Raw genomic sequence first — 26,639 nt, 5'->3', positions numbered from 1 at the left:
TTTGCTGAGGGAGCCGAATCGCGTGGACTCGAGGTTCCGTTTGCTGTGAGGGTGAGACTACACCCGCAGCGTTGCCGACACATCCGGCTCCCTGGAATCCTGCAGGGCGCTACTTTGTCACAGCGCGGAAAACTTCAGCAACCGCTGATCTCAGACCCGGAACGCACCGATCAGACGCTTGAGTTCCAGCACCTGGGTCGACAGCTGGCGGCTGGCGTCCTCGGTCTGGTGCGCGCCCTGGGTGGTGTTTTCCGCCGCCCGGTTGATCTCGACGATGTTCTGGTCGATGTCATGGGCCACCGCCGTCTGCTGCTCCACTGCGGCGGCGATCTGCTGGTTCTGGTCGACGATACTGCCGATGGCGCCAAGGATGTTCTCCAGCGCCTGCTGCACCTGTTGCGACTCGCCGACGGTGCCCGAGGCCATCTGATGGCTGCTGTCCATGGCCTTGACGGCAGCCCCTACCCCGCCTTGCAGGCGCGAGATCATCTGCTCGATCTCCTCGGTGGAGTGCTGGGTGCGCTTGGCCAGGGTCCGCACTTCATCGGCGACCACGGCAAAGCCACGGCCCTGCTCACCCGCCCGGGCCGCTTCGATAGCAGCGTTGAGGGCCAGCAGGTTGGTCTGCTCGGCGATGCTCTTGATCACCTCCAGCACCCGGCTGATGGCCTTGCTGTCGCTGGCCAGCTGGTTGATCACCGCCACCGACTGGTCGATTTCGCCGGCCAGGCGGGCGATATTGCCCTGCTGAGTTTGCACCAGGCCGCGGCCGCTGACGGTTTCGCGGTTGACGCCGTGGGCGCTGCTGACTGCCGCCGCGGCGCTGCGCGCTACCTCCTGGGCGGTGGCCGACATCTGGTTCATGGCCGTGGCCACCTGTTCGATCTGTCCACGCTGGCCGCTGACCGCCTGGTTGCTGCGCGCCGACACCGCGTACACCTGCTCGGCCTGGCGCTCGACCTCGGCGACGGTGTGGCCGACCTGTTCGATCAGGTCATGAATGCGCCGCACGGTGCCGTTGAATACCTGGCCCAACTCACCCAGTTCATCGCGGCTGCTGGCCTGGAAGTTCACCGTCATGTCACCGGCAGCGACCTTGTCCATCACCGCGCCGAGGCTTTTGAGGGTGTTGCGGGTCGAGGCGTAGAAGCCGCTGTAGAGGTAGACAATCAGCAGGAACACCGCGGCCAGCGCGCAGACCTGCAGGACCATGTGCGAGCGGTGTTCCGCCAGGCGTTGCTCGAGCTGGTGGCCGAGGAACTCGCCAACGGCGCTGTTGAGTGTGTAGGTCTGCTCGATCAAACCGCTGAACTGCTTGTAGAACCCCGGCCAGGGCGCGTCGAGGGTGTCGGCGACGACGACCTGCTCCTCGATCAGTTCACTGGCCTGCTTGAGCGACGCCTGGCTGCTGCTGGCCAGGCTGCCCAGCCGCGCTTGCGCGCCGGGCTCGGTAGCCAGCGCTTCATCGAGGCGGATGGCGTAGTCGGCGCCGAGTTTTTCCAGTTTCTGCAGCAGGTCATCGAAGCGTGCGCTGGACGCCGAATTGACAAAGCCCTGGCCGAGCGAATACGAGCCGATCGCCCGTCCCTCGCCGAGGGTCTGGGTCACCTGCGCAGTGACCGTGGTCATCAGTTCACTGAGCTGGCGAATCGCCGAGTCACTGTCCTGGCTGAGCCCGGCCTGGCTGGCAATCACTTTGCTGAGCACCTGGGCCTGGCCCAGCAGCTTGTCGAAAAACGCCACCTTGCTGGACAGCGAAGACTCGCCCTGGGCCGCCTTGAGGGTCTCGAGCATCTCGCTGCGCTTGTCATCAAAAGCCTTGACCTGTGCTTCATCGCCGCTCATTGCCGCCAAGGCGGACAGGCGCCGCTGCACCTGTTGCTCGACGCCGGCTATCTGCGTCTCGAGATCCGCGGCCTTGCCCGATTGGCCGAGCACGGCATTGATCTGCACCAGGTTGCCGAGGGCTTCCACCTCGCCGCGCAGGGCCAGGCTGCTGGCCAGCAACTCCAGGCTCTGCAGCTCGGTGCGGGTGGCGTGGAACTGCGCATAGGAATCGCGGACCAGGTAATAGTTGGTCACCAGCATGGGCAGGAAAAACAGAATACTGATCAGGCTGAACTTCATCCCGAAGCTCAGTCGGTTCATCAACGCGATGGCCGGATACAACAGGCTGTTCACAGGTGGCGCCCTCCGATTCTTATTGTTCTGCGCACAGTGGCACAAGGCCACTGAGTGTATTCAGCAGCACCTGTATAGCGCATATCGGATCGGGGGTTTGTAACTTAAGGTTAACCGGCTGCGGAGCGACCAACGGCCGCTCCGTCACGACTCTTAGCCAAGCACGGTCCACAGGGCGAAACAGGCGTACCAGAGCACTGCCGAGCGCAGCAGCAACTCCCACAGGTTATCCAGCCCGAGCAGACCATCGGGGCCTGCCGACGTGCTGGCCGGCAAATCACCGGCTACACGGCCAACTGTGCTGATCAAGCCGGCGGCACTGATGTGCCAGTTGAGCAGTTCGTGCAGCATCACCCGGCTGACCGCGACGAAGTTGCCAACCAGGGCAAAACTCACGCCCAGCACGCGCACCGGCGCCCAGTCAAAGGCGTGGCGCAGTTGCAAGGCATGCTCGCGCAACGCAGGGGTGCGCCCATGTTCGGCGGTCAGCGCCAATAGCCGATAGGCCAGGGCAGCCGCCGGGCCGAGCAGGAAGTACCAGAAAATCACCGCGAAAAAGCTCTGGTAGGCCTGCCACAACAGGTTGCCCTGCACCCGCTCCAGCAATGCCTGGGCATCGTCGGCGGTCAGGCCCAGGTCGCGCTCGGCGACATGCACTGCCGCTTGCTCGTCACCACGGCGCCAGGCATCGCGAAACGGTCCTTGCGCGGCCTTGATGTCGCCACGACCGAGGCTGTAGATCAGCACCAGCAGGTGCACCGGCAAGGCCAGCAAACCGTAGGCCACCGGCTCCAGCACGTGCAGCAGCAAGGCCAGCAGGCCCACCGGCAGCAACACCAGGATGCCCATAACCCACCAGGGGTGGCGTCTGCCGTCACGCTCCAGGCGCGCAAGCTCGGTGACGAAAAAACCGTCGCGTTGCAGGCGCTGGCGCAGGGCCGAGAACTTCTCGAACCACAGCACCAGCAACAGCACCAGAAAACTCATGGGTGTTCCTCCTTGTCCTTGAGGCCGGCGCGGTAGCGCGGCCAGTCAAATGCATCACCAGGGTCGGTCTTGCGTCCCGGGGCAATGTCGCTGTGGCCCTGAATCCGTTCAGTGCCAATGGCTGGCCAGGCAGCCTGGATCTGCCGGGTCAATGTTTGTAGCGCCTGATACTGGGCATCGGTGAAAGGCAATTCATCAGTGCCTTCAAGCTCGATACCGATGGAAAAGTCGTTGCATGCCTCACGCCCGTCGAAACAGGACACCCCGGCATGCCAGGCGCGGTCCAGACAAGAGACAAACTGAGTGACCTTGCCGTCACGTTCGATGAGAAAGTGCGCCGACACGCGCAGGTGCTGGATACCTTCGAAATACGGGTGTTCGCTGGCATCCAGGCGGTTCTGGAAAAATTCCTGGACCTTGCCGGTACCGAACTGCGCTGGCGGCAAGCTGATGTTGTGGATAACCAGCAGGGAGATGACTTCACCCTCGGCGCGGGCATTGCAGTTGGGCGAGGGACAATGGCAAACGCCGGCGAACCAGCCAGTAGCGCGGTCCAGTTGCATAGAAAATCCTGAGACACGGGGGCACTGGCTCAGTATGCCCCGTGGTGACGCGGGATGCATCGTTAAAACGCGCAGGAAACTAGCGTGCCTGCGCCTGGCGTAACTGGCTGAGCACAGAGTCCAGGGCCCGGTCGAACAGCAGGGTGTCGTCCAGCTGGCGCACATGCCCGCGGCGCAAGGCCACGGCCAGGGCCATGCGCGACCATTCGCGGACCTTGAGGCCGGTGCGGTTGACGAAGATGAAACGGTCGGTGCTGTCGATCTGGGCAATCAGCTTGCAGCGCTGCACCTCGTCTTCATCGAGCAGCTCGACCCAGGCACCGATGCGCAGGCGCTCGACCTGCAGCAATGCCGGGTCGTCATCGGCCAGGCGTACCTGGGCTGCTTGCGGCTCGCCGGCCTCAGGCGCGCGCAGGACGATTTCATCAAGCACCAGCACCCGCTCGCTGACGTCGTTGGGCACCACCCGCCCACCGACCACCGGCGTATCGAACATCTGCACATGGAGAATTTCAAGCTGGGCAAAGAATTCGCTGGTGGCAAACGGATCGAAGGCGGCGCTGGCCAGGCCATCGCGCAAGGCCTTGAGCAGGCCCGGCACCAGCTCCAGCAGGCGCAGGCGCGCTGCGTCTTCAGTGTGCGGTTGCACGCTCCAGATCAGCTCATCCATGGTCTCCAGGGCTTCGAGCCACTGGCTGGAGGTGTCGCCATGCTTGAGGCAGGCCAGCAACAGCACCTGGCTCCAGGCCTCTTCAAGCAAGCGCACCACCACCCGCGGCAGCGAGCGGCCGAGCAGGCGCCGGTTGAGCTCCTGCTGCACCCGCTGACGGGCCAGGGCAGTACGTGCGCGGCCTTCTTCGGCGTCGCGGGTGCGTTGTTCGAGCAGCTCATTACGACGTCGCTCATCACTGCTGAAGGCGAGAAATTCGGCGAGCAGTTCGGAAAATATCGCCGGGTCGTCGACAAAGTCGCTGAGCAGGCGCTGGACGATTTTTTCTACCCGCAGGTACAGGCTGTCACGCTGGCAATCATCGCTGGCACCCCAGCCCATGGCCGCCGTGGCGATTTCGTTGAGCAGGCGCCGGGCCGGGTGGCTGCTGCGGCTGAAAAAACTCTTGTCGAGGACCGCGACCTTGAGCATCGGGATTTGCATGCGGCCGATCAGGGCGCGCAGTGAACGCGGCAGGTTGCGATCGGCGAGGATGAACTCGAAGAGCATGGCGATCAGGTTGATGACATCTTCGTCGACCACCTCGATCTTGCGGTAGGTGCCGCTCTTTACGCTGACCCGGGTCAGCAACTGTTCAAGCTGCTGGTGCAGGTCGAAGTCATCGGTCTGCGCTGTCGGCGGCACGTAATGCTGCAGGTGCGAAAGCAGGCGCAACAGGTCACGGGTGCTGATCGCCTGGACCTGCTCACAGGCCTCCAGGCGCGGGGCAACTCGCCCGCGCACCGGCGATAGCAGCGCCTGCAACGAGGCAAATACCGCCTGGCCGTTGGCATCCAGCGGATCACTGGGCGATTGCTGGTCGGTTGTGCTGGCCGCAGCCTCGCGCTCAGCCGGCGGGCGGTCCTGGGCGCGGCGTCGCGGCACGGCCTTGAGTTCGGGCAACACGCCGGTGGCAATCAGCAACTGGTTGGCCTCGCCGTACAACTGGTCGACGTCGTGCAGCACATAGCGCTCAAACAATTTGAGGATGATCAGCTTGACCTTGATGCCCACGCCCAGGCTGCGCCCGGCGCGCAAAAAATAATCGCACAGCATCGCCGGGCCCAGCGGGTTGCGCGGATCGTCCAGGGCCTGGCCGACCAGGGCGCTGAAGCGCAAGGTCAACTGGTTGAGGGCGATACCGTCGCGGGCCAGCACCCGCGCGACCATGGCATCCAGGGCCACGGTACGTTCCAGCTCGTCATTGGCCACCAGCGCCAGGCGGTCGTAGCCATGGCTGTGCAGGGCCGGCAGGGCATCGGGCTGGCCGATCTGCACGAATGCTTCATAGAAATGGTCGAGGTAACCGCGCTCGATGTTCTTGCGCTTGAGGCGCAGGTCGCGCATGGCTTCGAAAAGGATGTTCTGTTCAACGTTGCTCGCGGCCTTGTCAGCCATCTCGAACAGGGTGTCGTCGGCGTTGTCGAACAACGCCTGCAGGCCCTGGCGCAGTTGCAGCGCGGCCTTGTCACGTACCTGCAGAAGCACCACCGGCAGACGAGCGAGGGGCGCTGTGTGCGCCTGATCGGTGATGGCCTTGATCGGCACCACCTTCCCGTCGTTGTGCATCCTGGTCTCCTTGCAGGTTCGATTTTGAGCTTTTTAGCGGTCGTCAAAGCTATGACGCCAAATACAAGGCGCATTATCGAGTAAAAACCTCCTGCTCGCCAGTGCGCACATGCCGCTGCTGATAGACCGGTGCCCGGACAAAAAGCTCAGTTGGCCTGACCAAAGGTCAAGCTTTGGCCGCCACTACAGTGTTTGCTGCAAGCGCGGGCTGCCCTGCCCTATAATCGCCAGCACTTAGCTTGTGGAGCCCGCCATGCCGAATTTACGCCTCGCCGACCTGACCGCCGAAATCGAAGCCAACGTGCGCCGTGCGTTGCTTGAAGACATCGGCAGTGGCGACATCACCGCCCAGTTGATCCCGGCCGAGCGCCTGGCCAAGGCCACCATCATTACCCGCGATGACTGCGTGATTGCCGGCACGGCCTGGGTCGACGCGGTGTTCCGCCAACTCGACCCACGGGTTGCGGTGCACTGGCAGGTCGCTGATGGCGAGCGTGCCAGCGCCAACCAGGTACTGTTCCACCTCGAAGGCCCGGCCCGATCCTTGCTCAGTGGCGAGCGCTCGGCGCTGAACTTCCTGCAGATGCTCTCAGGCGTCGCCAGCCACGCGCAGTTCCTCGCCGACAAGGTCGCCGACACCCAGGTCAAACTGCTCGACACTCGCAAGACCCTGCCCGGCCTGCGCCTGGCGCAAAAGTACGCGGTTACCTGCGGCGGCTGCCATAACCACCGCATCGGCCTCTACGACGCCTTCCTGATCAAGGAAAACCATATCGCCGCCAGCGGTGGCATCGCCCAGGCGATCAGCGCCGCGCACCGCATTGCCCCGGGCAAGCCGGTAGAAATCGAGGTCGAAAGCCTGGATGAGCTCAAAGAAGCGCTGGAAGCGGGCGCCGACATCATCATGCTCGATGAACTGAGCCTGGACGACATGCGCGAAGCGGTGCGCCTGAATGCCGGCAAGGCCAAGCTGGAAGCCAGCGGCGGGGTGACGGAAAGCACCTTGCGGGTAATCGCCGAAACGGGTGTCGACTACATCTCCATCGGGGCGATGACCAAGGATGTAAAAGCGGTGGACCTGTCCATGCGCCTGAGCCTCTGAGGCAGAATGCAGAGACAAAAAAACCGGCCATCAGGCCGGTTTTTTGTTCACCATCAAACCTGTCAGAGCGCTGCGTTCTGCAGCCCATCCAGGTAACGCTCGACATCCAGCGCGGCCATGCAGCCGGCACCGGCCGAGGTGATGGCCTGGCGGTACACGTGGTCAGCCACGTCACCGGCAGCGAACACACCTTCAACGTTGGTCGCGGTGGCGTTGCCGTCACGGCCACCGTTGACTAACAGGTAGCCGTCTTTCAAGGTCAATTGGCCTTCGAACAGCGAGGTGTTCGGGGTGTGACCGATGGCGATGAACACGCCGTCGACCTTGATTTCGTCGAAGCTGCCGTCGTTGTTCTTCAGGCGCGCACCGGTGACGCCCATGTCGTCGCCCAGCACTTCGTCCAGGGTGGCATTGAGTTTCAGCTCGATCTTGCCTTCGGCCACGCGGGCGTTGAGCTTGTCGATGAGGATCTTCTCGGCACGGAAGGTCTCGCGGCGGTGAACCAGGGTGACCTTGCTGGCGATGTTGGCCAGGTACAGGGCTTCCTCGACGGCGGTGTTGCCACCACCGACCACGGCGACCGGCTTGTTGCGGTAGAAGAAACCGTCGCAGGTCGCGCAGGCGGAAACGCCTTTGCCCATGAACGCTTCTTCCGATGGCAGGCCCAGGTAGCGAGCGCTGGCGCCGGTGGCGATGATCAGTGCGTCGCAGGTGTAGGTGGCGCTGTCGCCCTTGAGGGTGTACGGCTTGCTGGCCAGGTCAACGGCGTTGATGTGGTCGAACACCACTTCGGTTTCGAAGCGCTCGGCGTGTTCCTGCATGCGTTGCATCAGCGCCGGGCCGGTCAGGCCGTGGGCGTCGCCCGGCCAGTTGTCGACTTCGGTGGTGGTGGTCAGCTGGCCGCCGGCCTGCATGCCGGTGATCAGCAGCGGCTTGAGGTTGGCGCGCGCGGCATAGACGGCGGCGCTGTAACCGGCAGGGCCGGAACCGAGGATGATCACTCGCGAATGGCGTACTTCAGACATGTCACACTCCTGTCGAGCTGGCACTTGCTGGCCAGCATCGTTTTGCCGGGATCGCCGGCTGGAATAAAAAAGAACCTGCGAAGCACTTGGGGAAGGCTTTGGGTCGCAGGTCCTGAAAAGCGTTAAGCCACAGCCTTACAGGCTGGCAGCGTTCTCGGCCAGGTAGTCGGCAACGCCCTTGGCGTCGGCCTTCATGCCTTTCTGGCCCTTGCGCCAGCCGGCCGGGCAGACCTCACCGTGCTGTTCGGTGAACTGCAGGGCTTCGACCAGGCGGATCATCTCGTCGACTTCACGGCCCAGCGGCAGGTTGTTGACCACCTGGTGCTGGACAACGCCTTGCTGGTCGATCAGGAACGAGGCACGCAGGGCCACGCCGTCATCGTGCTCGATACCGTAGGCACGGGTGATCTCGTGCTTGACGTCGGCGACCATGGTGAACTCGACCGCGCCGATACCGCCCTTCTCCACCGGCGTGCTGCGCCAGGCGTGGTGGGTGAACTGCGAGTCGATGGAAACACCGACCACTTCCACACCCAGCTCGCGGAACTTGTCCATGCGGTTGTTGTGAGCAATGATTTCCGACGGGCAGACAAAGGTGAAGTCCAGCGGCCAGAAGAACAGCACGACGTACTTGCCGCGCAGGGAAGAAAGCTTGAAGCTGTCGACGATCGAACCGTCGCCCAACACTGCCGCCGCGTCGAAATCAGGGGCTTGCTTGTTGACCAGAATGCTCATGGAAACTCCTTGAAAGTCAGAATTCGAAGGCGTTGAAAAGATGTGCGCACTTTAGCGAGGTGGCAGAGATTAAGGAAATATCCTTAGACAATCCACCTTATAGGCCGGCTCTATTCATCAGCAAAGGCGCGCGCGGTTTATCTATGAGCCCTGGCCGCAGATGCTGCTGAGGTTTTGTTACAGCCCGTTTCTCGCTCTGCGCCGCGCTTTCGCCCGTCGCGCAAACTCGGTAAGGTCAGCGCGTTTGCCTTTACCCGGAGCCTTCCCTTATATGCAAGCCCCTGTCCTCTCTGGCCCACAGTACCTGCGTGAAGGGCTGAAACTGGTCCTGAGCCCGAGCCTGCGCCTGTTCGTGTTGCTGCCGCTGGCAGTCAACCTGCTGCTGTTCGTCGGCCTGATCTACCTGGCCGGCCACCAGTTCAGCCTCTGGGTCGACTCGCTGATGCCCAGCCTGCCGAGCTGGCTGAGCTTTCTCAACTACGTGCTGTGGCCGCTGTTCGTGGTGCTGGTGGGGCTGATGGTGTTCTTCACCTTCACCATGCTGGCCAACATCATTGCCGCGCCGTTCAATGGTTTCCTCGCGGAAAAGGTCGAAGTGGTGGTGCGCGGTACCGATGACTTTCCGGCCTTCAGCTGGGCCGAACTCACCGCCATGGTGCCCCGTACCCTGGGCCGCGAAGCGCGCAAGCTGGGCTACTTCCTGCCACGGGCGATCGGTCTGTTCATCCTCTCGCTGATCCCGGTGGTGAACATCATCGCCGCGCCGCTGTGGCTGCTGTTCGGGATCTGGATGATGGCCATCCAGTACATCGACTACCCGGCCGACAACCACAAGATGAGCTGGCAGGACATGCTTGCCTGGCTGCGCGAAAAGCGCTGGCAGAGCCTGGGTTTTGGTGGCTCGGTGTACCTGGTGCTGCTGGTGCCGTTCCTCAACATCCTGATGATGCCGGCAGCAGTGGCTGGCGCCACGCTGTTCTGGGTCCGCGAGCGTACCTGAAGCAGCGCCGCGTAGCCGCCCGGCTACGCGGCCCTACCATCAGCTCGACAGCTGGTTGGAAAACTGCCCTACCGCGTTGACCACCTTCTGTGCACCGTCCTGAATCTCGACGATCACCGTGCCGGTCTGCCCGGCCAGTGACAGGCCCTGCTCGGCCTGGCGCTTGCTGCTGTCGATGATGTCCACCGCCGCCTTGGCCAGTTGTTCGTTCTGCTGCACCACCCGGGCGATTTCCTCGGTGGCGGTGCTGGTGCGCGAGGCCAGTTGCCGGACCTCGTCGGCGACCACGGCAAAGCCGCGGCCCTGCTCACCGGCACGTGCGGCCTCGATGGCGGCGTTGAGGGCCAGCAGGTTGGTCTGCCCGGCAATGTCGCTGATGGTCTTGATGATCGAGCCGATCACCTGCGACTGCTTGTCCAGCGCCTCGATGCCTTCGGCAGCCTCCTGCATGTAAGTTTCCAGGCCGCGCATGACGTCAACGGTCTGGGTCACCACTTCGGTGGCCTTGCGCGCACAGGCGTCGGTTTCCAGCGAGGTGGTGTAGGCAATGTCGGCGGCCTGGGCCACGGCCGTTTCCTGGTTGACCTGATCGGTGATCACGGTGGCGAACTTGACCACTTTGTAGAGCACGTCGTGGGCATCGATGATCGGGTTGTAAGACGCCTCCAGCCACACCACGCGGCCATGGGCATCAATGCGCTTGAAGCGCTCGGCGACGAATTCACCGCGGCGCAGCTTGTCCCAGAACGCGTGATAGCCCACCGAGTTGTACTCTTCCGGTTCGCAGAACAGGCGGTGATGCTTGCCCACCACCTGGTCGAGCTTGTAGCCCATGGTCTGCAGGAAGCGCTCATTGGCCGTCAGCACTTCACCGTTGAGGTTGAACTCAATCACCGCCGTGGAGCGCATCAGCGCCTTGATCAGGCTCTCGTGCTCGCGGGAGGTTTCGATGGTGCGGGTCAGGTCGCTGGAGTGCAGGGTGAAATACTTGATGCGCCCTTCGCTGTTTTTCACCGGCTGCAGGATCGAGCGCAGCCAGGCCTCTTCGCCATTGCCCCGCAGCAGGCGGAAAGCACCATTGAGATGCTCGCTACGGGCAATGGCGTGCTTCATGCGCTGGTAAAAGTCGAGTTGCTTGACGTGCGCCGGGACGATTTCCTCGATGTTGCGGCCAATCAGTTGATGGCTGCTGTAGAGCATCTCTTTTTCGAAATTGCTGTTGACCGATTCGATGCGCCCCTGCGGATCGAGCTGCAGCACCAGCATCTCACTGTCGAGGCTGCACTTTACTTGCTCTACCGATTGCAGTTCTTCGCGCAGCCGGAGGATTTCTTGCTTGAGTTTGCTGTTGAACATGACGCTCTCCCGGAGCGAAATCAGTCATTCGAATGCTTCTGCATCGGCTGGCGGACCTGCAATCTTGAGTCACTTGCTGGGAAATATTTGCGCACCTGCAATCGCCAGTAATCAGGCGTCATCGATCTGTCATTTAGCTGTCACAGAGCGGCAATCGGCACGGTCGAAACTGGTTTCATGAGCACACCGCCCCTGCATGTCACCCTGATCAGCGAAACCTTCCCACCCGAGATCAACGGCGTGGCCAACACCCTTGGCCGCCTCAGCGATGGCTTGCGATCGCGCGGCCATCGGGTCGAGCTGGTGCGCCCGCGGCAAGCGGCCGAACTGCCCTCGGCCAACGACGACAACCTGCTGCTGTGCCGCGGCTGGCCGTTACCGGGGTACCCGGGTTTGCAATGGGGCCAGGTGTCGATGCACAAGCTGCTGCGCCGCTGGCGCCGGCAGCGCCCGGACGTACTGTACATCGCCACCGAAGGCCCGCTGGGCCTGAGCGCTCTGCGCGCGGCGCGGCGCCTGGGGATCGCCGTGGTCAGCGGTTTTCACACCAATTTCCAGCAGTACTCCAGCGAATACGGCCTGGGCCTGCTGGCGCGCCTGCTGACCCACTACCTACGCTGGTTCCACCGGCGCACCCACAGCACCCTGGTGCCCAGCCCAAGCCAGCGCCTGGAGCTGGAACGGCGCGGCTTCGACAACCTCAGCCTGATGGCCCGGGGAGTCGATAGCCAGTTGTTCAACCCGGCGCGGCGCAGCCAGGCGCTGCGTGAGCAATGGGGGGTGGGCGCCGATGATATTGCCCTGTTGCATGTCGGACGCCTGGCCGCCGAGAAGAACCTAGGTTTGCTGCAACCTTGCCTGGACGCCCTGCAACAGCAGTATCCGCAACGGCGCATCAAATTGATCGTGGTCGGTGATGGGCCGCAACGCAGCGTGCTCGAACAACGCCTGCCGGACGCAATATTCTGCGGCGCCCAGCGCGGCGAAAGCCTGGCTGAACACTATGCATCAGGGGATATTTTTGTGTTTCCCAGCCTGACCGAAACCTTCGGCAACGTCGTGCTAGAAGCCTTGGCCTCAGGCCTGGGTGTGGTTGCCTACGATCAAGCCGCGGCAGCCCAGCACATTCGCCACGGGCATAGCGGTGCGCTGGCCATGCCGGGGGATGCAGCAGCCTTTATCGATGCCGCCTGCTGGTTGCTGGAAGAGCCGGAAACTCTGCGCCGGGTGCGCCTCAATGCCCGCCAGCATGCCAGCCGTCAGGGCTGGCCGGCGATTGTCGAACAGTTCGAAGCGCACCTGCAGGCAGCCTGTCGCCAGGACCAGGGCAGCATTGCGCGCCCAGGCCCGGCGACGCTTGCGATCAAACCAGGGTCGTCAACGCCTCACGGCTGAACGGCAGGATGTCTTGCTCGCGGCCATCGCGCACCTTGGCGGCCCACTCCGGGTCGACCAGCAGCGCCCGGCCCACCGCCACCAGGTCGAACTCATCGTTGGTCAGGCGCTTGAGCAGGTTCTCAAGCCTGGCCGGTTGCGCCACCTTGTCGGTCGCCACCATGAACTGCAGGAACTCGCCATCCAGGCCGACGCTGCCGACGGTGATGGTCGGCTTGCCGGTGAGCTGGCGGGTCCAGCCGGCCAGGTTGAGGTCCGAGCCTTCGAACTCCGGCTCCCAGAAGCGCCGGGTCGAGCAGTGGAAGATATCCACGCCGGCGTCTACCAATGGCTGCAGGAAGGCGCCGAGGGCCTCGGCGCTCTGTACCAGGCGGGCGCTGTAGTCCTGCTGCTTCCACTGCGAAAAGCGGAAAATGATCGGGAATTCCGGGCCCACCGCCGCACGCACCGCCTGGATCAGTTCGATGGCAAAACGCGAACGGCCGGCCAGGTCGCCGCCGTACTCATCCGTGCGCTGGTTGCTGGCCTCCCAGAAGAACTGGTCAATCAGGTAGCCGTGGGCACCGTGGATCTCGACGCCATCCATGCCGATGGCCTGGGCATCGCGAGCGGCCTGGGCAAACGCCTCGATCACTTCGCGGATATCGGCCTTGCTCATGCCGTGCACCACAACCTGGCCATCCTTGAGCTTCTCGCTCGGGCCATAACCCGGCACGCTGGCGTCCGGCTCGGTGCCCAGGCGGCGCACGCTGCCCACGTGCCAGAGCTGCGGCACGATGCGCCCGCCTTCGGCGTGCACGGCATCGACGACATTCTTCCAGCCAGCCAGGGCGTCGTCGCCGTAAAAACGCGGCACATTCGGGTAGCCGTTGGCAGCCTGGTGACCGACGGTGGTGCCTTCGGTGATGATCAGCCCAACGCCGGCAGCGGCGCGGCGGCGGTAGTACTCGACCACTTGTGCGTGGGGCACGCCGCCAGGGCAGAAGGTGCGGGTCATCGGTGCCATGACCACGCGGCTTGGCAGCTCGAGGGCGCCCAATTGGAAGGGTTTGAACAGTGCGGTGGCGGACATGCGGCGCTCCTGGGAAGAGGGAATGCGCCTGAGGATAGGGTGAGCCGTTCGGGTGGCCCAGTACTATTGATCTGGGTGATTAAACAGCATCGCGGGGCTAGCCCCGCGATCAACCGATCAGGCCAAGGCCTTCTCGATCGCCTGCACCACCGCCGGATCATCCGGCGCGGTACGCGGCGAGAAGCGCGCCAATACCCGGCCGTCCTTGCCAACCAGAAACTTCTCGAAGTTCCAGGTGATATCGCCAGGGAACTCGGCACCTTCACCGGCCAGCAAACGGTACAACTGATGGCGGTCATGACCATTGACCTCCAGCTTGCTGCCCAACGGAAAGGTCACGCCGTAGTTCAGACTGCAGAACTTCTGGATTTCTTCTTCAGTGCCCGGCTCCTGCCCGGCAAACTGGTTGCACGGCAGGCCCAGTACGCTGAAGCCTTTGCCCTTGTACTGCTGATAGAGGTTTTCCAGCGCCGCGTACTGCGGGGTCAGGCCACACTTGGAGGCGACATTGACCACCAGCACCACCTGGCCCTTGAACGGCGCCAGAGGCAACTCCTGGCCATCCAGTGCCTGCAACTTCAGGTCGTGAAATGCACTCATGACGTACTCCCCTTTCCAGATCCCGGTTGTCGCTGCGGGCTGCAATCAGTAAAACCAGCCCATTAAAAAAGCGCCCTGCCAAGCCGTCTTCCCCTGCTGGAGTGCGACGGACTTGCCCGGGCGCCTTCGCGACTCTCTGAGCTTAGCGCAGAAAATCAGTGGTGATGGCCACCTTCGCCATGGATGTGACGATGAGCGATTTCTTCTTCGCTAGCATCACGAACATCGACGACCTTGACCTTGAAGTTCAGGCGCTGGCCAGCCAGTGGGTGGTTGCCATCAACGGTGACGTCGTCGCCGTCCAGGTCGCGAATGGTGACGATCTGCATCTGGCCATCCGGCGCCGAAGCGTGGAACTGCATGCCCACTTCCAGCTCGTCGACACCTTCGAACATGCTGCGGTTCAGGGTGCTGACCAGCTCGGCCAGGTATTCGCCGTAGGCGTCTTCCGGCTCGACGGCAACGTCCAGCTCGTCACCGGTGGTTTTGCCTTCCAGGGCTTTTTCCAGGCCCGGGATGATGTTGCCTGCGCCATGCAGGTAGACCAGCGGAGCGCCGCCGGCGGAGCTGTCGATGACCTCACCAGCGTCGTTGGTGAGGGTATAGTCGATGGAGACAGCCTTGTTGGCGGCGATCAGCATGGGGCGAGACCTTTTGCATAAGAATGTAGAACGAACAAGTGTAACCAAGGCATCGCCTGAAAGCGAACGCAACCCGGACAAACGGGTTGCCGGATACTTCAGCCAGGTGCTGGGTTTCCATCAGGACGAGGACGGCCACTGGGTGGTCGAGCTGTCGTGCGGACACACCCAGCACCTGCGCCACCAGCCGCCCTGGCAATCACGCAGCTGGGTGCTCGACCCCGAGCAACGCCAGCAACGCATCGGCCAGGCATTTGCCTGTGGCTGGTGCGCTCAGGGGGCCGATAGCGCTACCCTTGGCAATTGATTCTTTGCACAGCTCATTTCGAGAAGCTCGCATGCAGACATTTTTTATCGCGCCGACCGACTTTGGGGTCGGCCTGACTTCGATCAGCCTGGGCCTGGTGCGCACCCTGGAGCGCGCCGGCCTCAAGGTCGGCTTCTTCAAGCCGATCGCCCAGCCGCACCCGGGCGATACCGGCCCGGAACGCTCCACCGAACTGGTTGCCCGCACCCATGGCCTGAAGCCGCCCCAGCCGCTGAGCCTGGCCCATGTCGAGCGCATGCTCGGCGATGGCCAGCTGGATGAACTGCTCGAGGAGATCATCACCCTGTACCAGCAGGCCTGCGTCGGCAAGGACGTGGTAGTGGTCGAAGGCATGGTCCCGACCCGCCACGCCAGCTACGCCGCGCGGGTCAACCTGCACCTGGCCAAGAGCCTGGATGCCGAGGTGATCCTGGTCTCGGCGCCGGAAAACGAAGTGCTCACCGAGCTGTCCGGGCGCGTCGAGCTGCAGGCCCAGTTGTTCGGTGGCCCGCGCGACCCGAAAGTGCTTGGGGTGATCCTCAACAAGGTGCGCACCGACGAAGACATGAACGCCTTCGCCGCGCGCCTGACCGAGCATTCGCCGCTGCTGCGTGGCGGCGACTTCCGCCTGCTCGGCTGCATCCCGTTCCAGGCCGGCCTCAACGACCCGCGCACCCGCGACGTCGCCGAGCTGCTCGGTGCCCAGGTGCTCAACGCCGGTGACTACGAAACCCGGCGCATGAACAAGATCATCATTTGCGCCCGGACCGTGGCCAACACCGTGCCGCTGCTCAAGCCCGGCACCCTGGTGGTGACCCCGGGCGATCGCGACGACATCATCCTCGCCGTGAGCCTGGCGGCGATCAACGGCGTACCGCTGGCCGGCCTGCTGCTGACCAGCGACAGCAAGCCCGACCCGCGCATCCTCGAACTGTGCCAGGGCGCGCTGCTGGCCGGCTTGCCGATCCTTTCGGTGAGCACCGGCTCCTACGACACCGCCAACCAGCTCAATGGCCTGAACAAGGAAATCCCGGTGGATGACCGTGAGCGCGCCGAGCTGATCACCGATTTCGTCGCCAGCTACCTGGACGCCGACTGGCTGCACCAGCGCTGCGGCACCCCGCGCGAACTGCGCCTGTCACCAGCGGTGTTTCGCTACCAGTTGATCCAGCGCGCCCAGCAGGCCAACAAACGCATCGTCCTGCCCGAAGGCGCAGAACCGATGACCGTGCAGGCCGCCGCCATCTGCCAGGCTCGCGGCATCGCCCGCTGCGTGTTACTGGCCAAGCCCGACGACGTCCAGGCCGTGGCCCGCGCCCAGGGCATCACCTTGCCCGAGGGCCTGGAGATTCTTGACCCGGACCTGATCCGCGAGCGCTACGTCGAGCCAATGGTCAGCCTGCGCAAGAGCAAAAGCCTCAATGCACCGATGGCCGAGCAACAACTGGAAGATCCGGTGGTGATCGGCACCATGATGCTCGCCCTGGACGAGGTCGACGGCCTGGTCTCGGGCCTGGTGCACTCCACCGCCAACACCATCCGCCCGGCCCTGCAACTGATCAAGACCGCCCCCGGCTGCAGCCTGGTGTCATCGGTGTTCTTCATGCTTTTTCCCGAGCAGGTGCTGGTGTACGGCGACTGCGTGATGAACCCGCACCCGACGGCCAATGAACTGGCGGAAATCGCCCTGCAGAGCGCCGATTCTGCCGCAGCCTTCGGCATTGCCCCGCGGGTGGCGATGATCAGCTACTCCAGCGGTGATTCGGCCACTGGCGAAGAGGTCGAGAAGGTCCGCGAAGCCACCCTGCTGGCCCAGGAAACCCAGCGCGGCCTGCTGATCGACGGCCCGTTGCAATACGATGCCGCCGCCAACCTGGAGATCGCCCGGCAACTGGCGCCCAACAGCCAGGTGGCTGGCCGCGCCACGGTATTCGTGTTCCCCGACCTGAACACCGGCAACACCACCCACAAGGCCGTCCAGCGCAGCGCCGATTGCGTCAGCCTGGGGCCGATGCTGCAAGGCCTGCGCAAGCCGGTCAACGACCTGCCGCGCGGCGCCCAGGTCGACGACATCGTCTACACCATCGCCCTGACCGCCATTCAGGCCAACCGCTCACTGGATAGTTGAACATGCTCGGATTGCTACCCGCGCCACTGCGCGGGGTTATCGCCTCGCTGCTGCTGGGGCTCAACACCATCGTCTGCTGCACCCCGCTGTTCATCGTCAGCCTGTTCAAGCTGTTGCTGCCGTTCGCCGCGGCGCAGCGCCTCACCGATGAACTGATGCGCCACATTCACGAGGCCTGGATCAGCAACAACAATGCCTGGATCAACCTGCTAGGCAAGGCCCGCTGGCAGGTCGAGGGCCTGGCCGGGCTGGATTACCAGCACAGCTACCTGGTCACCAGTAACCACCAGAGCTGGGTCGATATCCTGGTGCTGCAATACGTGCTCAATCGGCGTATCCGCCCGCTGAAATTCTTCCTCAAGCAGGTGCTGATCTGGGTGCCGGTGATTGGCCTGGCCTGGTGGGCGCTGGGCTTCCCGTTCATGAAGCGCTATTCCAAGGCGTACCTGGCCAAGCACCCGGAAAAGGCCGGCAAAGACCTGGAAACCACTCGCCGCACCTGCGCCAAATTCCGCGGCAAGCCGACGGCGATCTTCAACTTCGCCGAAGGCACGCGCTTCACCGCAGCCAAGCATCGCCAGCAGCAGTCACCGTTCAAGCACCTGCTCAAGCCCAAGGCCGGCGGCATTGCCTTTGTGCTTGATGCCATGGGCGAGCAATTGCAGTCGATCGTCAATGTCACCATTCATTATCCGAACGGTGCGCCAGGGTTCTGGGACTTGTTGTGCGGGAGGGTCAGGCACATTGTCGTGCACTTCGAGGAGCTGGCGATTCCGGCCGAGTTCCTCGGCAGGAACTACGACCAGGATGAAACCTACCGCCTGGCTTTCCAGCAATGGATCAACCAGCTGTGGAGCGACAAGGACGCCTTGCTGGAACGGCTGCGACAAAACGCCGACGGGTAATTTGCCAGACAGCATCTATGCTCACTTCCTACGATGATTTCACTAGCAATCACAAGGAACGTAAGCCTATGAAACCGCTGCGCCGCTTCGCCCATGCTGTTGCTGTCGTTTCGCTTCTGTCTGCAGCCAGTTTCACGGTGCAGGCAGAAGACATCCTGATCGACGCTGTCGCTACACAAGATATGGTGGATACCAAAGTCCTTGCCATCGACCATGACAAGCGCATCGTTACGGTGGCTGGCCCTAAGGACTCCGAGGTGCCGATCCAGCTGAGCGAACAGGCCAAGGACCTGCATAACCTCAAGGTCGGCGACCTGGTCAACATCACCGTCAACCGCTCGGTTGCTACCGTGCTCGAAACAGACCTTAGCAAGGCCCCGGGCATCAGCAAGGACGCTGGCGTCATCCGTGCCACCAAGGACAACCCCAACCCGGGTGGTGAGGCATTCCGGCAGATCAAGGTCACCTCGAAGATCACCAAGATCGACCTGAAAACCCACGAAGTCACGCTGATGCCGCCTGAAGGCCCGCAAAGGGTCGTGAAAGTCGAAGACCCTGAACTTCAGGAGCGCATGAAGAATCTCGAGGTCGGCCAGTCTGTGGTCATCGTGTTTACCGATGTGCTGAAAGTCACCACCAAAAGCCCAAGCTAAGTACATCGCGGGTCAAGTCGAGACGTCGCACCACCGCTCCCACAGGATTTTGTGCAGTCTCTGTGGGAGCGGGCTTGCCCCGCGATCAGCCGCCTCAAGCCTTGATTGCCCGGCTCTCCAGCCCATCGAGCAAGGCATCGATCAATGCCTTGGCCATTTCATGGGAATGCAGGGTCGCCTGAAGAAGCCCTCGCCCCGGCTCACGGGTATGCTCAACCGCCAGCGGCCCGGTCAGGCTCGCGCACTTCAAATACAGCGATGCATGCACCAGCGCATCTTCGACATTGACCCCGGCGCGCACGGCGAATAACTGTGGATGACCGACATCGCAGAGGCCGAATGGGGTTTCTGTGGTTTCGAGAAGGTGGAATTCAGGTGGGTCTGGAACGATCTTTTTCATGATGAAGCTCCTGATGTGAAGGGAGCTGCACCACCTCTGTCGCCAAACAGAAATGGTGGCAGCTGTACGCAGGTTGGCGAACCGAGACATCAGGACAACCCGGCAGGGCCGAAGCCCTCCCGCGCACAACTGCCATAACGACTGACGTCATGGAAGCAGAATGATGTACTCGGGTCGCCAAACCCGATCGCTGATACTTCAGCGACCCGGTGAGCCTAGTGGCGTACTTCCCCCGGAGCAATCCTCTGCAGGGCGACAGAATTCGTAGGATAGGTCCTAGGACACTCAAACCACCAGCACAAGGCTGTTGCAGGATGCTAGCCAGGCCTCTGTGGGAGCTGGCTTGCCAGCGATGAGGCCGTTACAGGCACAAAAAAAGGGGAGCCTGGCTCCCCTTTTTTACACCCTCAATTTACTGATACTGCTGCCCGGGAATCGGCTTGAGGTTGACCTCTACCCGACGGTTCTGCGCGCGGCCGTTGGCGTCGGCGTTGCTGGCGATCGGCTGGTCCGGGCCCAGGCCGCGGGCGCTGACGCGGCTGCCATCGACGCCCTGGGAAGTCAGGTAGGTAACCACCGATTGTGCACGACGCTGGGACAGGTCCATGTTGTGCTGGCGGCTGCCGGTGCTGTCGGTGTAGCCGACCACTTCAATGGTGTTCTGGTTGAACTGTTTGAAGGAGTTTGCCAGGTTGTTCAGCGGCGAGTAGAAGCTCGGCGCGATGTTGGCCGAGTCGGTGGCGAAGGTGATGTTACCCGGCATGATCAGTTTGATCTGGTCGCCCTGGCGCTGCACCTCGACACCGGTGTTGGCCATGCTTGCACGCAATTCGGCTTCCTGTTTGTCGGCGTAGTAGCCATAACCTGCTGCGGCAGCACCGACGGCGGCAGCGCCGATCAGCGCACCCTTGCCGCGGTTGTTATGGTCGATGGCGGCGCCCGCGATGGCACCGGCCAGCGCACCCAGGCCGCCGTACTTGGCGGTTTTGCTCATCCCTGTGGAACCCTGCTGCGCCTGACCCTGGCTGTCATACGGGTTGGGGCTGGCGCACCCGGACATCAGCGCGGCAGCGGTAGCGACGATAATCAAACGACGCATGGTGAACATGGACAAGCTCCTACTGTAATTCGAAAGTGCAGCGGATCTGATTCGGATCTATGCCAGCCTTGGATTGCAGCAAAGCAGAAAAATTCCCTGGAATCTCAGGCGCGCACAAACGGGTTCTGACGCATCTCATCCCCCAGGCGGGTGTCCGGGCCATGGCCGGTGACCACCGTAGCCTCTTCATCCAGGCTGTACAGGCGCTGCTTGATGGAACGAACGATAGTCGCCTGGTCGCCACCCCACAAATCGGTGCGACCAATCCCACGACGAAAAAGCGTATCGCCTGCAATCAACAGCTTGGCCTCGGCGAACCAGAAGCTCATCGAGCCCGGTGTGTGCCCCGGCGTGTGCAAGGCCACGCCACAGCCGCAGGCCAGCTCTTCGTCGTCGGCCAGCCAGCGGTCCGGCGGCGGAACCGGGGTGTAGGGCACGCCGAACATCTGGCACTGCATTTCCAGGTTGTCCCAGAGGAACTGGTCGTCCTTGTGCAGGTGCAAGGTGGCGCCGGTCATCTCCTTCAACTGCCCGGAGGCGAGGAAGTGATCCAGGTGCGCATGGGTATGGATGATGCTCACCACTTTCAGGCCATGGGCATCAAGGCGGGCGAGGATCTGCTCAGGGTTGCCGCCCGGGTCGACGACGATGGCCTTTTTGCTGATCGGGTCGCCGATGATCGTGCAATTGCACTGCAGCGGGCCGACGGGGAAGGTTTCGCGGATCAGGGTGGGCTTGGCCGGGTTCATCGCAGCAGTCCTGTGGAGCAAATGACGGAGTGTCGCACAGGCCGGCAAAGCCTGCGACGACACTCGTCAGCCCAACCACGCCTCGCCAGGCGTTACGGCAGATACAGCCTGAACAGCCCGCCGCCCAGGACCCCGCCGTTGGCAATCTCGATCCGCCCTTTGACCCCGTTGCGCTCATGCAGGCCGGCAATCCGTGCGGCAAAGTACAAACCCAGGCCGGTACTGCCGCTCTGGCCATCGATACCCTGCACATATTCCTGCTGGCGCTCGAGCATGCGCGCCGGGAAGCCCGGGCCGTCATCGTTGATGCTCAGCACCAGTTGCTCGCCCTCGTCATTGACGCTGATCAGCAAGGTGTGGCCAGCGTAGCGAATGGCGTTGTTGAGGATGTTGGCGACCACCGAACCGACCAGTTCACGGTCGAAAAAGCCCAGCGGGCTGGCCGTTTCGATGCGCCAGCTGGCGAGGATGTCGCGATGCTGCAGCAGGTTCTGCTGGGCCGCCAGCTGGGCTTCGATGAAGTCGTCGAGCTCGTGGTAGTCGGGGCACATGGGCAATTGGTTGACGCCCAGTTTGTACAGCCCCAGCAACTGCACCAGCATGCCGTTGAGGTGGCTGAACTCATGCTCCATCACCCCTTGCTCGCTGCCGCTGCGCAGCGCCTCGGGCAGGCGCGCCAGCCACTGGCTGTGGGCCTGGGTCAGGGCGGCGAGGGAGTTCTTCATGTCATGTACGGTGGAGGCGATCACCGTCGAGAAATCCAGCCCCTGATTGTCCTGGTTCATGCGCCGAAAGCCCGGATGTGCAGTTTGCGGTAGCGATCATAACGGTTATCGCTTTTCGGGATGCCGGTGACGCTGCCCAGGCACGCGCGGCATTCGTCCATGATCGCCGGTGGCGGTGTCTCACCACCGATGCGCAACAGCGCCTGGGCGGTGTTGAGGGCGATACTGATGTTCTTCGGCTGCAGCGTCAGTGCCCGGCGGAACTGCGCCAGGGCTTCGCTGAGCTGGCCGGCCTGGTAGCTGCGCACGCCCTGGCGGTTGAGGTCGACCGCTTCGGTCACCGCGCCGAGCACGCTCGGGTCATCGGTCAGTTGCGCCACGCTCTGCATGACCTTGGGGTCGTCACCGTAGGTTTCCACGCAGCCCTTGAGAATCGCGGTACCGGCAGATTCCTGGCCGAGTTTCTGCAATTGCGTAGCCACCACCAGCGCCGCCTCGACCGAGAAAAACTGGTCCATCTTCTCCAGCCGGGCCATGGCCTGCTCGGTCAGCTTGGCGGCGGTTTCGGCGTCGCCGGCCTGCTGCAGGCTGGCGGCTTTCATCAGCCGCGCACGCACCTGCAGGCCCTGGTCTTCGACGTTCTCCTTGGCCACTTCGCTGAGCACCGTGTTGATCTCGACCCGGGTGCGCGCATCCAGGCCGTTGCCGGCGTTCTTGTTCATCAATGCCTGGACCAGCCCGAGGTTGCTTTCCGGGTCTTTGTAGCGCGAGCTCTGGCCCTGGTTGACCGCATGCCGGTAGGCCTTGGACGAAGTGTCGTAGTCATCGTTACTCAGGGCCAGCTTGCCCAGCATCATCTGCCGGCGCACAGCCAGGGGCGAGAGGCGCACGGCCTCTTCCAGCACACCCTGGGCACGCTTGCTTTCGCCCTGGGCCACCAGCACTTCGGCCAGGCCGTCGTACAGGCCGGGCATCATCGGGAAGGCCTTGAGCGCCTGCTCGTACACTCCCTGGGCCTGGGCCAGCTGGTTGCGCTTGTACAGCAGGCCGCCAAGGGCGGCATAGGCCCAGGGCGTGGCCCGGCTGGCGATGATGGTGGTGAGAAATTTCTCCAGCTCATCGAAGCGGTTCAGGTCGCGCAGAGCATCGGCGCGGTAGCGCAGGCACAGCGGGGCGAAGCGCGGGTCCTTCTTGCACAGCTCGGCGCAGGCCGCCAGCACCTCGGCCGGGCGGCCGCGGTCCAAGGCCTGGAGGATCGGCTTGAGCAGGGTCTTGCGCTGCACCAGTTTTTCCAGGCGCTGGGCCAGGCCGATGCGGTTGAACGGCTTGGTCAGGTAAGCGTCGGGCTCATGCTCCAGGGCACTAAGGACTATCGCCTGGCTGCTTTCGGCGGTGACCATGAGGAACACGCACTCATGGCTGATCAGCTTGTCGAGGATCAGGTCTTCGAGCACCTGCTGGCCATTCTTCTTGCCATCACCCAGGTGGAAATCCTGAAGAATGAAGTCATAGCGTTTTTGCGCACACATGCGCAGCGCCTGTTCGCCGCTGTCGGCGGTATCGACATCACGCACGCCAAGCTCGCGCAGCATCGAGCGGGCCGAACTGCGAAAATCAGAGAAGTCATCGACGATCAGAAAGCTTTTTTGGCTGTAGACCTGCATCCACGAAACCTGTCATGGCAAATAAAAAAATAGACGCAGAGACACCTTCACGGACAGGCTCGGCTTCGCGGGTAGATTCGCTGCGGCGCTTAATCGGGCCGCACTCGCAGAGTATCGGCCACACAGGGCGATAGCTTGAGGCGTACAGAGCGCATATTTGCTGGACGCAAGTACCAGCAATGGAACAAATAATGGCATTGCGCCATCATCGAGGATGTTCACCGCCGAGTCAAAACTAGTGCAGCATGCCTAATGCCTTGGCCCGGGCCACCGCCTGGGTGCGTCGCTCGACGCCGAGCTTGCTGTTGATATGGCTGGCGTGGGTTTTCACCGTGTGCAGGGAGATGAACAGGCGCTCGCTGATTTCCTGGTTCGAGCAGCCCTGGGCGATCAGTTCGAGCACAGCCATTTCCCGGGCGCTCAGGGCCTCGCCGCTACCGCCCGCTTCAGTCGATTCAAGCGCGGGCAACAGCGCCAGCAAGCTGCTTTGCGCAGGCCCCTGGGGTTGCAGCAGCAACTGCTCGCGCAGCCATTGCGGGTGATCCTGCAACAGCCGCTGGAACGGCTGCAGGACGCCGCCGCGCGCGGAATCGAGCGCCAGCGCCAGCAGGCCGCGCGCCTGGGCTTCGTTGTTGTTGGCCAGCAGCAGCAACGTCCACTGGCACAGCGCAGTAACGCAAAGCATCTGCCCGCCACTGGCCTGGCCGCGCTCCACCAGTGCCTGCAAGCGCCTTGCGGCCTGTTCCAGGCGGCCCTGGGTGCGTTCCAGCAAGGCCTGCTGCAATTCGATATGCAGCGGCAGCAACGGGTGGAACTCCGGGGCGGCCGCCGCCTGCTCGCCCCCGTAGGTCTGGCCCAGGCGCAGCAGCCAGGATTCGGCCAGGTCGGTGCGCCCCTGGGCCAGCCACAGTTCGCATTTGACCAGGGTGATCATCGCCAGATAGAAAATCGGCGGCACGTCCCAGATGTGCATCAGCCGTTCGGCTTCGGCGAGCTCGGCAAAGGCTTCGGCAAAGCGCCCTTCACGGCCATCGAGCGAAGCGATCACGCAGTGGCCGATCAGTACGCTGATATCGCGACAGGCGCGCGCCTCGATCAACCCGGCCCGCAGGCGACTACGGCCGGCCTCCGGTTGCAGCCGGGCCGCCAGCAGGTAGCCTTCGTACAGGGTCAGGCGTGCCCGCGCCGCGTACAACCGTTGCGCCGACAAACCCTGCAGGCGCTGCAGGCCCTGGCGCACTTCATCGAGGGCGCGCAACACCTCGCCACGGGCGTGCAGCACCCGTGCCCGGTCGTAATGGGCCAGGGCTTCGAACAACGGGTTGCCGACCCGCTGGGCCAGCTCCAGTGCTTCGCGATTCCAGCCACGGGCACGCCAGAAATCGGCATCGGCGATGGCCAGGTTGGACAACGTCGAGAGGCACACCAGGCGCTGCCCGTAACGCTTGAACGGCAAGCTGTGCAGCGCTTCGGAGCAATATTCGAGGGTACGCTGGCGGTCGCCGCGACCACGGGCGATCACCCCGCTGAGCGCCAGCCACTGAGCGAGCATGGATTTCTGTGCGGTGGCCGAAGGCGCCGGCAAGAAGCGGCTCAGGTGGCTGGCCAGTTCTTCGGCGGCATCCAGCTGCCCGGCCAGGCCCAGGGCCCAGCTGTACAGCACGATCAGCCGCGGTGTGCTGATCAGCAGGCTGTCGGGCAGGTCCATCTTCCAGCGCAGCAGCATGCCGACGTTCTGCTCGGCCAGCAGTTGCTCTTCGGAGAGGTTCTGCACCAGGTTGGCGGCCACGTCCAGGTGGCCGGCGCGCAAGGCCTGCTCAACGGCTTCATCGAGCAGGCCCTGGCCATGGAACCAGCGACAGGCGCGCAAATGCAGGCTCGACAGCGGCAGGCTGGCCTGACGGGTGCGCAGCAGATCGGAGAACAAATGGTGATAGCGAAACCACCGCCCATGTTCGTCCAGCGGCACCAGGAACACCTGGTGGGCCTGCAGGTAACGGAGAATCTCGGCGCTGTCGTGGCTTTCGCGCAGGGCATCGCAAAGCTCGGCGCAAAAGCGCTCCTGGCAGGCGGTGTCGTAGAGAAAGCCTTGCACTTCGGCGGGCAGCATCTCGATGACTTCCTCGAGCAGGTAGTCGCGAATCAGCCCCTCGCCACCGTGCAGGGCCTGGGGCAAGGCGCTGTCGGCACCGGCCTCGTTGGCCGCCAGCAGCCAGAAACGCAAGCCGGCGACCCAGCCATCGCTGCGCTGGATCAGGTTGTCCAGCGCCTGGCCGCGCAACACCGTCGGTTGCTGGCCCAGCACGGCGAGGGACTCATCGGTGGTCAGGCGCAGGTCCTGCTCGTTGAGTTCAAGCAACTGGCGCGACAGACGCAGGCGCGCCAGGTGCCAGTCCGGCCGCTGGCGGCTGGTGACCAGCAACACCAGGCCGGGCGGAAGGTGATTGAGGAAAAACTGCAGGCAGCGGTCAAGCACCGGCCCCTGGGCCAGGTGGTAGTCGTCGAGCACCAGTAGCAAGGGGTTGTGTGGCTGCAGGTGACGGGCCAGTTCATCGAGCAGGCCGTCGAGCCATTCTTCGAAGGCAAACGGCTGGTGCCGCTGGCGCATCTTCAGCAGGCCCAGGGCCTGGCCGCCGAGGGCCGGGCAGTATTGCTGCAAGCCTTCGAGCAGGCGCTCGAGGAAGCGCCCGGGGTCGTTGTCGCGCCGGCTCAAACCCAGCCAGAGGCTGCTCCAGTGGTTGGGCAGGCCCTGGCAGAACTCCACCGCCAACGAACTTTTACCGAAACCCGCCGGTGCATTGACCAGCAGCAAGCGCCCGCCGAGCCCCGCCTGCAAACGCTGACACAAGCGCGCCCGCGGCACATGGCCTTCGGGCAGCGGCGGGCGAAAGAAACGGCCCTCCAGGACGCTCATGGCCTGGCTGGCGAACCCTTGCGTACGGGACAGATCAGTCATGGCCGGCTCGTTTTTAGTTAGGGAATCGTCGGCAGTACGGATCAGCGCAGACTAGCGGGTTAAACAGCACATTTGAAGACAATTGCCGCGCTTTGCGGAAAAAAGACTACAACAAAAA

General features: G+C 63.2%; 22 protein-coding genes and 3 pseudogenes. 7 read left to right on the top strand and 18 right to left on the bottom strand.

Going from position 1 to position 26,639, the window contains the following annotated elements; all coding sequences use genetic code 11:
- Positions 1-150: 150 nt before the first annotated feature.
- The 5 genes and pseudogenes from LOY54_RS27565 to LOY54_RS04040 all read right to left on the bottom strand — a co-directional run bounded on the left by LOY54_RS27565 (position 151) and on the right by LOY54_RS04040 (position 6,009).
- Positions 151-855 carry a methyl-accepting chemotaxis protein gene (locus tag LOY54_RS27565; protein ID WP_371128694.1) on the bottom strand — a complete coding sequence of 235 codons (705 nt, stop codon included), beginning with the start codon at positions 853-855 and terminating at the stop codon, positions 151-153.
- 150 nt (positions 856-1,005) lie between these two features.
- Positions 1,006-1,212: pseudogene (locus LOY54_RS27560) on the bottom strand (HAMP domain-containing protein); the annotation flags it as partial.
- A 1,122-nt stretch (positions 1,213-2,334) separates the two neighbouring features.
- Positions 2,335-3,168 (bottom strand): regulatory signaling modulator protein AmpE, encoded by an 834-nt coding sequence (gene ampE, locus LOY54_RS04050; RefSeq protein ID WP_258609381.1) that lies wholly within the window; start codon positions 3,166-3,168, stop codon positions 2,335-2,337.
- Entirely contained in the window at positions 3,165-3,731 is a 567-nt protein-coding gene (ampD, locus tag LOY54_RS04045; protein WP_093387983.1) for a 1,6-anhydro-N-acetylmuramyl-L-alanine amidase AmpD, read from the bottom strand. Before ampD ends, ampE begins: the two co-directional genes overlap by 4 nt.
- A gap of 79 nt (positions 3,732-3,810) precedes the next feature.
- Positions 3,811-6,009: a DUF1631 domain-containing protein gene (locus tag LOY54_RS04040; RefSeq protein WP_258609379.1), complete on the bottom strand. Its 2,199-nt coding sequence runs from the start codon at positions 6,007-6,009 to the stop codon at positions 3,811-3,813.
- 253 nt (positions 6,010-6,262) lie between these two features.
- Here LOY54_RS04040 and nadC point away from each other — a divergent pair, with 253 nt between their 5' ends.
- The gene (gene nadC, locus LOY54_RS04035) at positions 6,263-7,111 is read left to right on the top strand and encodes a carboxylating nicotinate-nucleotide diphosphorylase (protein ID WP_045196075.1); all 849 of its coding nucleotides are present in this window, start codon (positions 6,263-6,265) and stop codon (positions 7,109-7,111) included.
- 62 nt (positions 7,112-7,173) lie between these two features.
- Here nadC and trxB read toward each other — a convergent pair whose 3' ends face one another.
- Entirely contained in the window at positions 7,174-8,136 is a 963-nt protein-coding gene (gene trxB, locus LOY54_RS04030; protein WP_258609377.1) for a thioredoxin-disulfide reductase, read from the bottom strand.
- Positions 8,137-8,271: 135 nt separating this feature from the next.
- Entirely contained in the window at positions 8,272-8,871 is a 600-nt protein-coding gene (locus tag LOY54_RS04025; RefSeq protein ID WP_038993853.1) for a peroxiredoxin, read from the bottom strand.
- A 271-nt stretch (positions 8,872-9,142) separates the two neighbouring features.
- Between LOY54_RS04025 and cysZ the strand changes: the two genes are divergently transcribed.
- A complete protein-coding gene (gene cysZ / locus LOY54_RS04020; protein ID WP_045196071.1) occupies positions 9,143-9,871 on the top strand; it encodes a sulfate transporter CysZ in 729 nt (242 codons plus the stop codon).
- Between the two features lie 39 nt (positions 9,872-9,910).
- On the opposite strand, the pseudogene LOY54_RS27555 reads toward cysZ, so the two are convergent.
- Both LOY54_RS27555 and LOY54_RS27550 read right to left on the bottom strand, forming a co-directional pair.
- Positions 9,911-10,270, bottom strand: a pseudogene (locus tag LOY54_RS27555) (methyl-accepting chemotaxis protein); the annotation flags it as partial.
- Positions 10,271-10,501: 231 nt separating this feature from the next.
- Positions 10,502-11,137: pseudogene (locus LOY54_RS27550) on the bottom strand (PAS domain-containing protein); the annotation flags it as partial.
- A gap of 267 nt (positions 11,138-11,404) precedes the next feature.
- Here LOY54_RS27550 and LOY54_RS04010 point away from each other — a divergent pair.
- Positions 11,405-12,622 carry a glycosyltransferase family 1 protein gene (locus LOY54_RS04010; RefSeq protein WP_258609367.1) on the top strand — a complete coding sequence of 406 codons (1,218 nt, stop codon included), beginning with the start codon at positions 11,405-11,407 and terminating at the stop codon, positions 12,620-12,622.
- Here the strand turns inward: LOY54_RS04010 and LOY54_RS04005 are convergent.
- The 3 genes from LOY54_RS04005 to LOY54_RS03995 all read right to left on the bottom strand — a co-directional run bounded on the left by LOY54_RS04005 (position 12,591) and on the right by LOY54_RS03995 (position 14,935).
- Complete coding sequence (locus LOY54_RS04005) at positions 12,591-13,694, bottom strand: NADH:flavin oxidoreductase (RefSeq protein ID WP_258609365.1); 1,104 nt, start codon at positions 13,692-13,694, stop codon at positions 12,591-12,593. The genes LOY54_RS04010 and LOY54_RS04005 overlap by 32 nt on opposite strands.
- Before the next feature lie 117 nt (positions 13,695-13,811).
- Positions 13,812-14,294 (bottom strand): glutathione peroxidase, encoded by a 483-nt coding sequence (locus LOY54_RS04000; protein WP_045196062.1) that lies wholly within the window; start codon positions 14,292-14,294, stop codon positions 13,812-13,814.
- A gap of 155 nt (positions 14,295-14,449) precedes the next feature.
- Positions 14,450-14,935: a peptidylprolyl isomerase gene (locus tag LOY54_RS03995; protein WP_045196060.1), complete on the bottom strand. Its 486-nt coding sequence runs from the start codon at positions 14,933-14,935 to the stop codon at positions 14,450-14,452.
- Between LOY54_RS03995 and LOY54_RS03990 the strand changes: the two genes are divergently transcribed.
- The 4 genes from LOY54_RS03990 (at position 14,904) to LOY54_RS03975 (ending at position 18,928) form a co-directional block, all read left to right on the top strand.
- Complete coding sequence (locus tag LOY54_RS03990) at positions 14,904-15,242, top strand: DUF3565 domain-containing protein (protein WP_082075423.1); 339 nt, start codon at positions 14,904-14,906, stop codon at positions 15,240-15,242. The genes LOY54_RS03995 and LOY54_RS03990 overlap by 32 nt on opposite strands.
- 31 nt (positions 15,243-15,273) lie before the next feature.
- Entirely contained in the window at positions 15,274-17,370 is a 2,097-nt protein-coding gene (pta, locus tag LOY54_RS03985; RefSeq protein WP_045196057.1) for a phosphate acetyltransferase, read from the top strand.
- Between the two features lie 2 nt (positions 17,371-17,372).
- Positions 17,373-18,275, top strand: a complete 903-nt coding sequence (locus tag LOY54_RS03980; protein WP_045196055.1) for an acyltransferase — start codon at positions 17,373-17,375, stop codon at positions 18,273-18,275.
- A gap of 68 nt (positions 18,276-18,343) precedes the next feature.
- The gene (locus LOY54_RS03975; RefSeq protein WP_258610686.1) at positions 18,344-18,928 is read left to right on the top strand and encodes a hypothetical protein; all 585 of its coding nucleotides are present in this window, start codon (positions 18,344-18,346) and stop codon (positions 18,926-18,928) included.
- Between the two features lie 94 nt (positions 18,929-19,022).
- Here the strand turns inward: LOY54_RS03975 and LOY54_RS03970 are convergent, their stop codons facing one another.
- The 6 genes from LOY54_RS03970 to LOY54_RS03945 all read right to left on the bottom strand — a co-directional run bounded on the left by LOY54_RS03970 (position 19,023) and on the right by LOY54_RS03945 (position 26,521).
- A complete protein-coding gene (locus tag LOY54_RS03970) occupies positions 19,023-19,328 on the bottom strand; it encodes a DUF3077 domain-containing protein (protein ID WP_082075422.1) in 306 nt (101 codons plus the stop codon).
- A gap of 412 nt (positions 19,329-19,740) precedes the next feature.
- A complete protein-coding gene (locus tag LOY54_RS03965; protein ID WP_045196051.1) occupies positions 19,741-20,436 on the bottom strand; it encodes an OmpA family protein in 696 nt (231 codons plus the stop codon).
- A 95-nt stretch (positions 20,437-20,531) separates the two neighbouring features.
- Positions 20,532-21,176 (bottom strand): MBL fold metallo-hydrolase, encoded by a 645-nt coding sequence (locus LOY54_RS03960; protein ID WP_045196049.1) that lies wholly within the window; start codon positions 21,174-21,176, stop codon positions 20,532-20,534.
- A gap of 92 nt (positions 21,177-21,268) precedes the next feature.
- Complete coding sequence (locus tag LOY54_RS03955; RefSeq protein WP_045196047.1) at positions 21,269-21,961, bottom strand: sensor histidine kinase KdpD; 693 nt, start codon at positions 21,959-21,961, stop codon at positions 21,269-21,271.
- Positions 21,958-23,565 carry a tetratricopeptide repeat-containing response regulator gene (locus LOY54_RS03950; RefSeq protein WP_093387961.1) on the bottom strand — a complete coding sequence of 536 codons (1,608 nt, stop codon included), beginning with the start codon at positions 23,563-23,565 and terminating at the stop codon, positions 21,958-21,960. The genes LOY54_RS03955 and LOY54_RS03950 overlap by 4 nt, the downstream gene beginning before the upstream one ends.
- Before the next feature lie 235 nt (positions 23,566-23,800).
- Complete coding sequence (locus LOY54_RS03945; RefSeq protein ID WP_213602428.1) at positions 23,801-26,521, bottom strand: LuxR C-terminal-related transcriptional regulator; 2,721 nt, start codon at positions 26,519-26,521, stop codon at positions 23,801-23,803.
- Positions 26,522-26,639: the final 118 nt, after the last annotated feature.

Source organism: Pseudomonas sp. B21-032, from assembly GCF_024748965.1.
GTDB lineage: Bacteria > Pseudomonadota > Gammaproteobacteria > Pseudomonadales > Pseudomonadaceae > Aquipseudomonas.
The sequence above is the reverse complement of the archived record's forward strand: the minus strand, read 5'-3'. Positions and strand labels throughout refer to the sequence as shown.

What these genes read in the sequence shown, in the direction of transcription:
- LOY54_RS04005 (WP_258609365.1), bottom strand. Translation starts at nt 13,694, where the DNA reads ATGTCCGCCACCGCACTGTTCAAACCCTTCCAATTGGGCGCCCTCGAG.
- LOY54_RS04000 (WP_045196062.1), bottom strand. Translation starts at nt 14,294, where the DNA reads ATGAGTGCATTTCACGACCTGAAGTTGCAGGCACTGGATGGCCAGGAG.
- LOY54_RS03995 (WP_045196060.1), bottom strand. Translation starts at nt 14,935, where the DNA reads ATGCTGATCGCCGCCAACAAGGCTGTCTCCATCGACTATACCCTCACC.
- ampD (WP_093387983.1), bottom strand. Translation starts at nt 3,731, where the DNA reads ATGCAACTGGACCGCGCTACTGGCTGGTTCGCCGGCGTTTGCCATTGT.
- LOY54_RS04040 (WP_258609379.1), bottom strand. Translation starts at nt 6,009, where the DNA reads ATGCACAACGACGGGAAGGTGGTGCCGATCAAGGCCATCACCGATCAG.
- nadC (WP_045196075.1), top strand. Translation starts at nt 6,263, where the DNA reads ATGCCGAATTTACGCCTCGCCGACCTGACCGCCGAAATCGAAGCCAAC.
- trxB (WP_258609377.1), bottom strand. Translation starts at nt 8,136, where the DNA reads ATGTCTGAAGTACGCCATTCGCGAGTGATCATCCTCGGTTCCGGCCCT.
- cysZ (WP_045196071.1), top strand. Translation starts at nt 9,143, where the DNA reads ATGCAAGCCCCTGTCCTCTCTGGCCCACAGTACCTGCGTGAAGGGCTG.
- LOY54_RS03960 (WP_045196049.1), bottom strand. Translation starts at nt 21,176, where the DNA reads ATGAACCCGGCCAAGCCCACCCTGATCCGCGAAACCTTCCCCGTCGGC.
- LOY54_RS03950 (WP_093387961.1), bottom strand. Translation starts at nt 23,565, where the DNA reads ATGCAGGTCTACAGCCAAAAAAGCTTTCTGATCGTCGATGACTTCTCT.
- LOY54_RS04010 (WP_258609367.1), top strand. Translation starts at nt 11,405, where the DNA reads ATGAGCACACCGCCCCTGCATGTCACCCTGATCAGCGAAACCTTCCCA.
- LOY54_RS03990 (WP_082075423.1), top strand. Translation starts at nt 14,904, where the DNA reads ATGGAGACAGCCTTGTTGGCGGCGATCAGCATGGGGCGAGACCTTTTG.
- LOY54_RS03965 (WP_045196051.1), bottom strand. Translation starts at nt 20,436, where the DNA reads ATGTTCACCATGCGTCGTTTGATTATCGTCGCTACCGCTGCCGCGCTG.
- LOY54_RS03975 (WP_258610686.1), top strand. Translation starts at nt 18,344, where the DNA reads ATGAAACCGCTGCGCCGCTTCGCCCATGCTGTTGCTGTCGTTTCGCTT.
- LOY54_RS27565 (WP_371128694.1), bottom strand. Translation starts at nt 855, where the DNA reads ATGTCGGCCACCGCCCAGGAGGTAGCGCGCAGCGCCGCGGCGGCAGTC.
- pta (WP_045196057.1), top strand. Translation starts at nt 15,274, where the DNA reads ATGCAGACATTTTTTATCGCGCCGACCGACTTTGGGGTCGGCCTGACT.
- LOY54_RS03980 (WP_045196055.1), top strand. Translation starts at nt 17,373, where the DNA reads ATGCTCGGATTGCTACCCGCGCCACTGCGCGGGGTTATCGCCTCGCTG.
- LOY54_RS03955 (WP_045196047.1), bottom strand. Translation starts at nt 21,961, where the DNA reads ATGAACCAGGACAATCAGGGGCTGGATTTCTCGACGGTGATCGCCTCC.
- LOY54_RS03945 (WP_213602428.1), bottom strand. Translation starts at nt 26,521, where the DNA reads ATGACTGATCTGTCCCGTACGCAAGGGTTCGCCAGCCAGGCCATGAGC.
- ampE (WP_258609381.1), bottom strand. Translation starts at nt 3,168, where the DNA reads ATGAGTTTTCTGGTGCTGTTGCTGGTGCTGTGGTTCGAGAAGTTCTCG.
- LOY54_RS03970 (WP_082075422.1), bottom strand. Translation starts at nt 19,328, where the DNA reads ATGAAAAAGATCGTTCCAGACCCACCTGAATTCCACCTTCTCGAAACC.
- LOY54_RS04025 (WP_038993853.1), bottom strand. Translation starts at nt 8,871, where the DNA reads ATGAGCATTCTGGTCAACAAGCAAGCCCCTGATTTCGACGCGGCGGCA.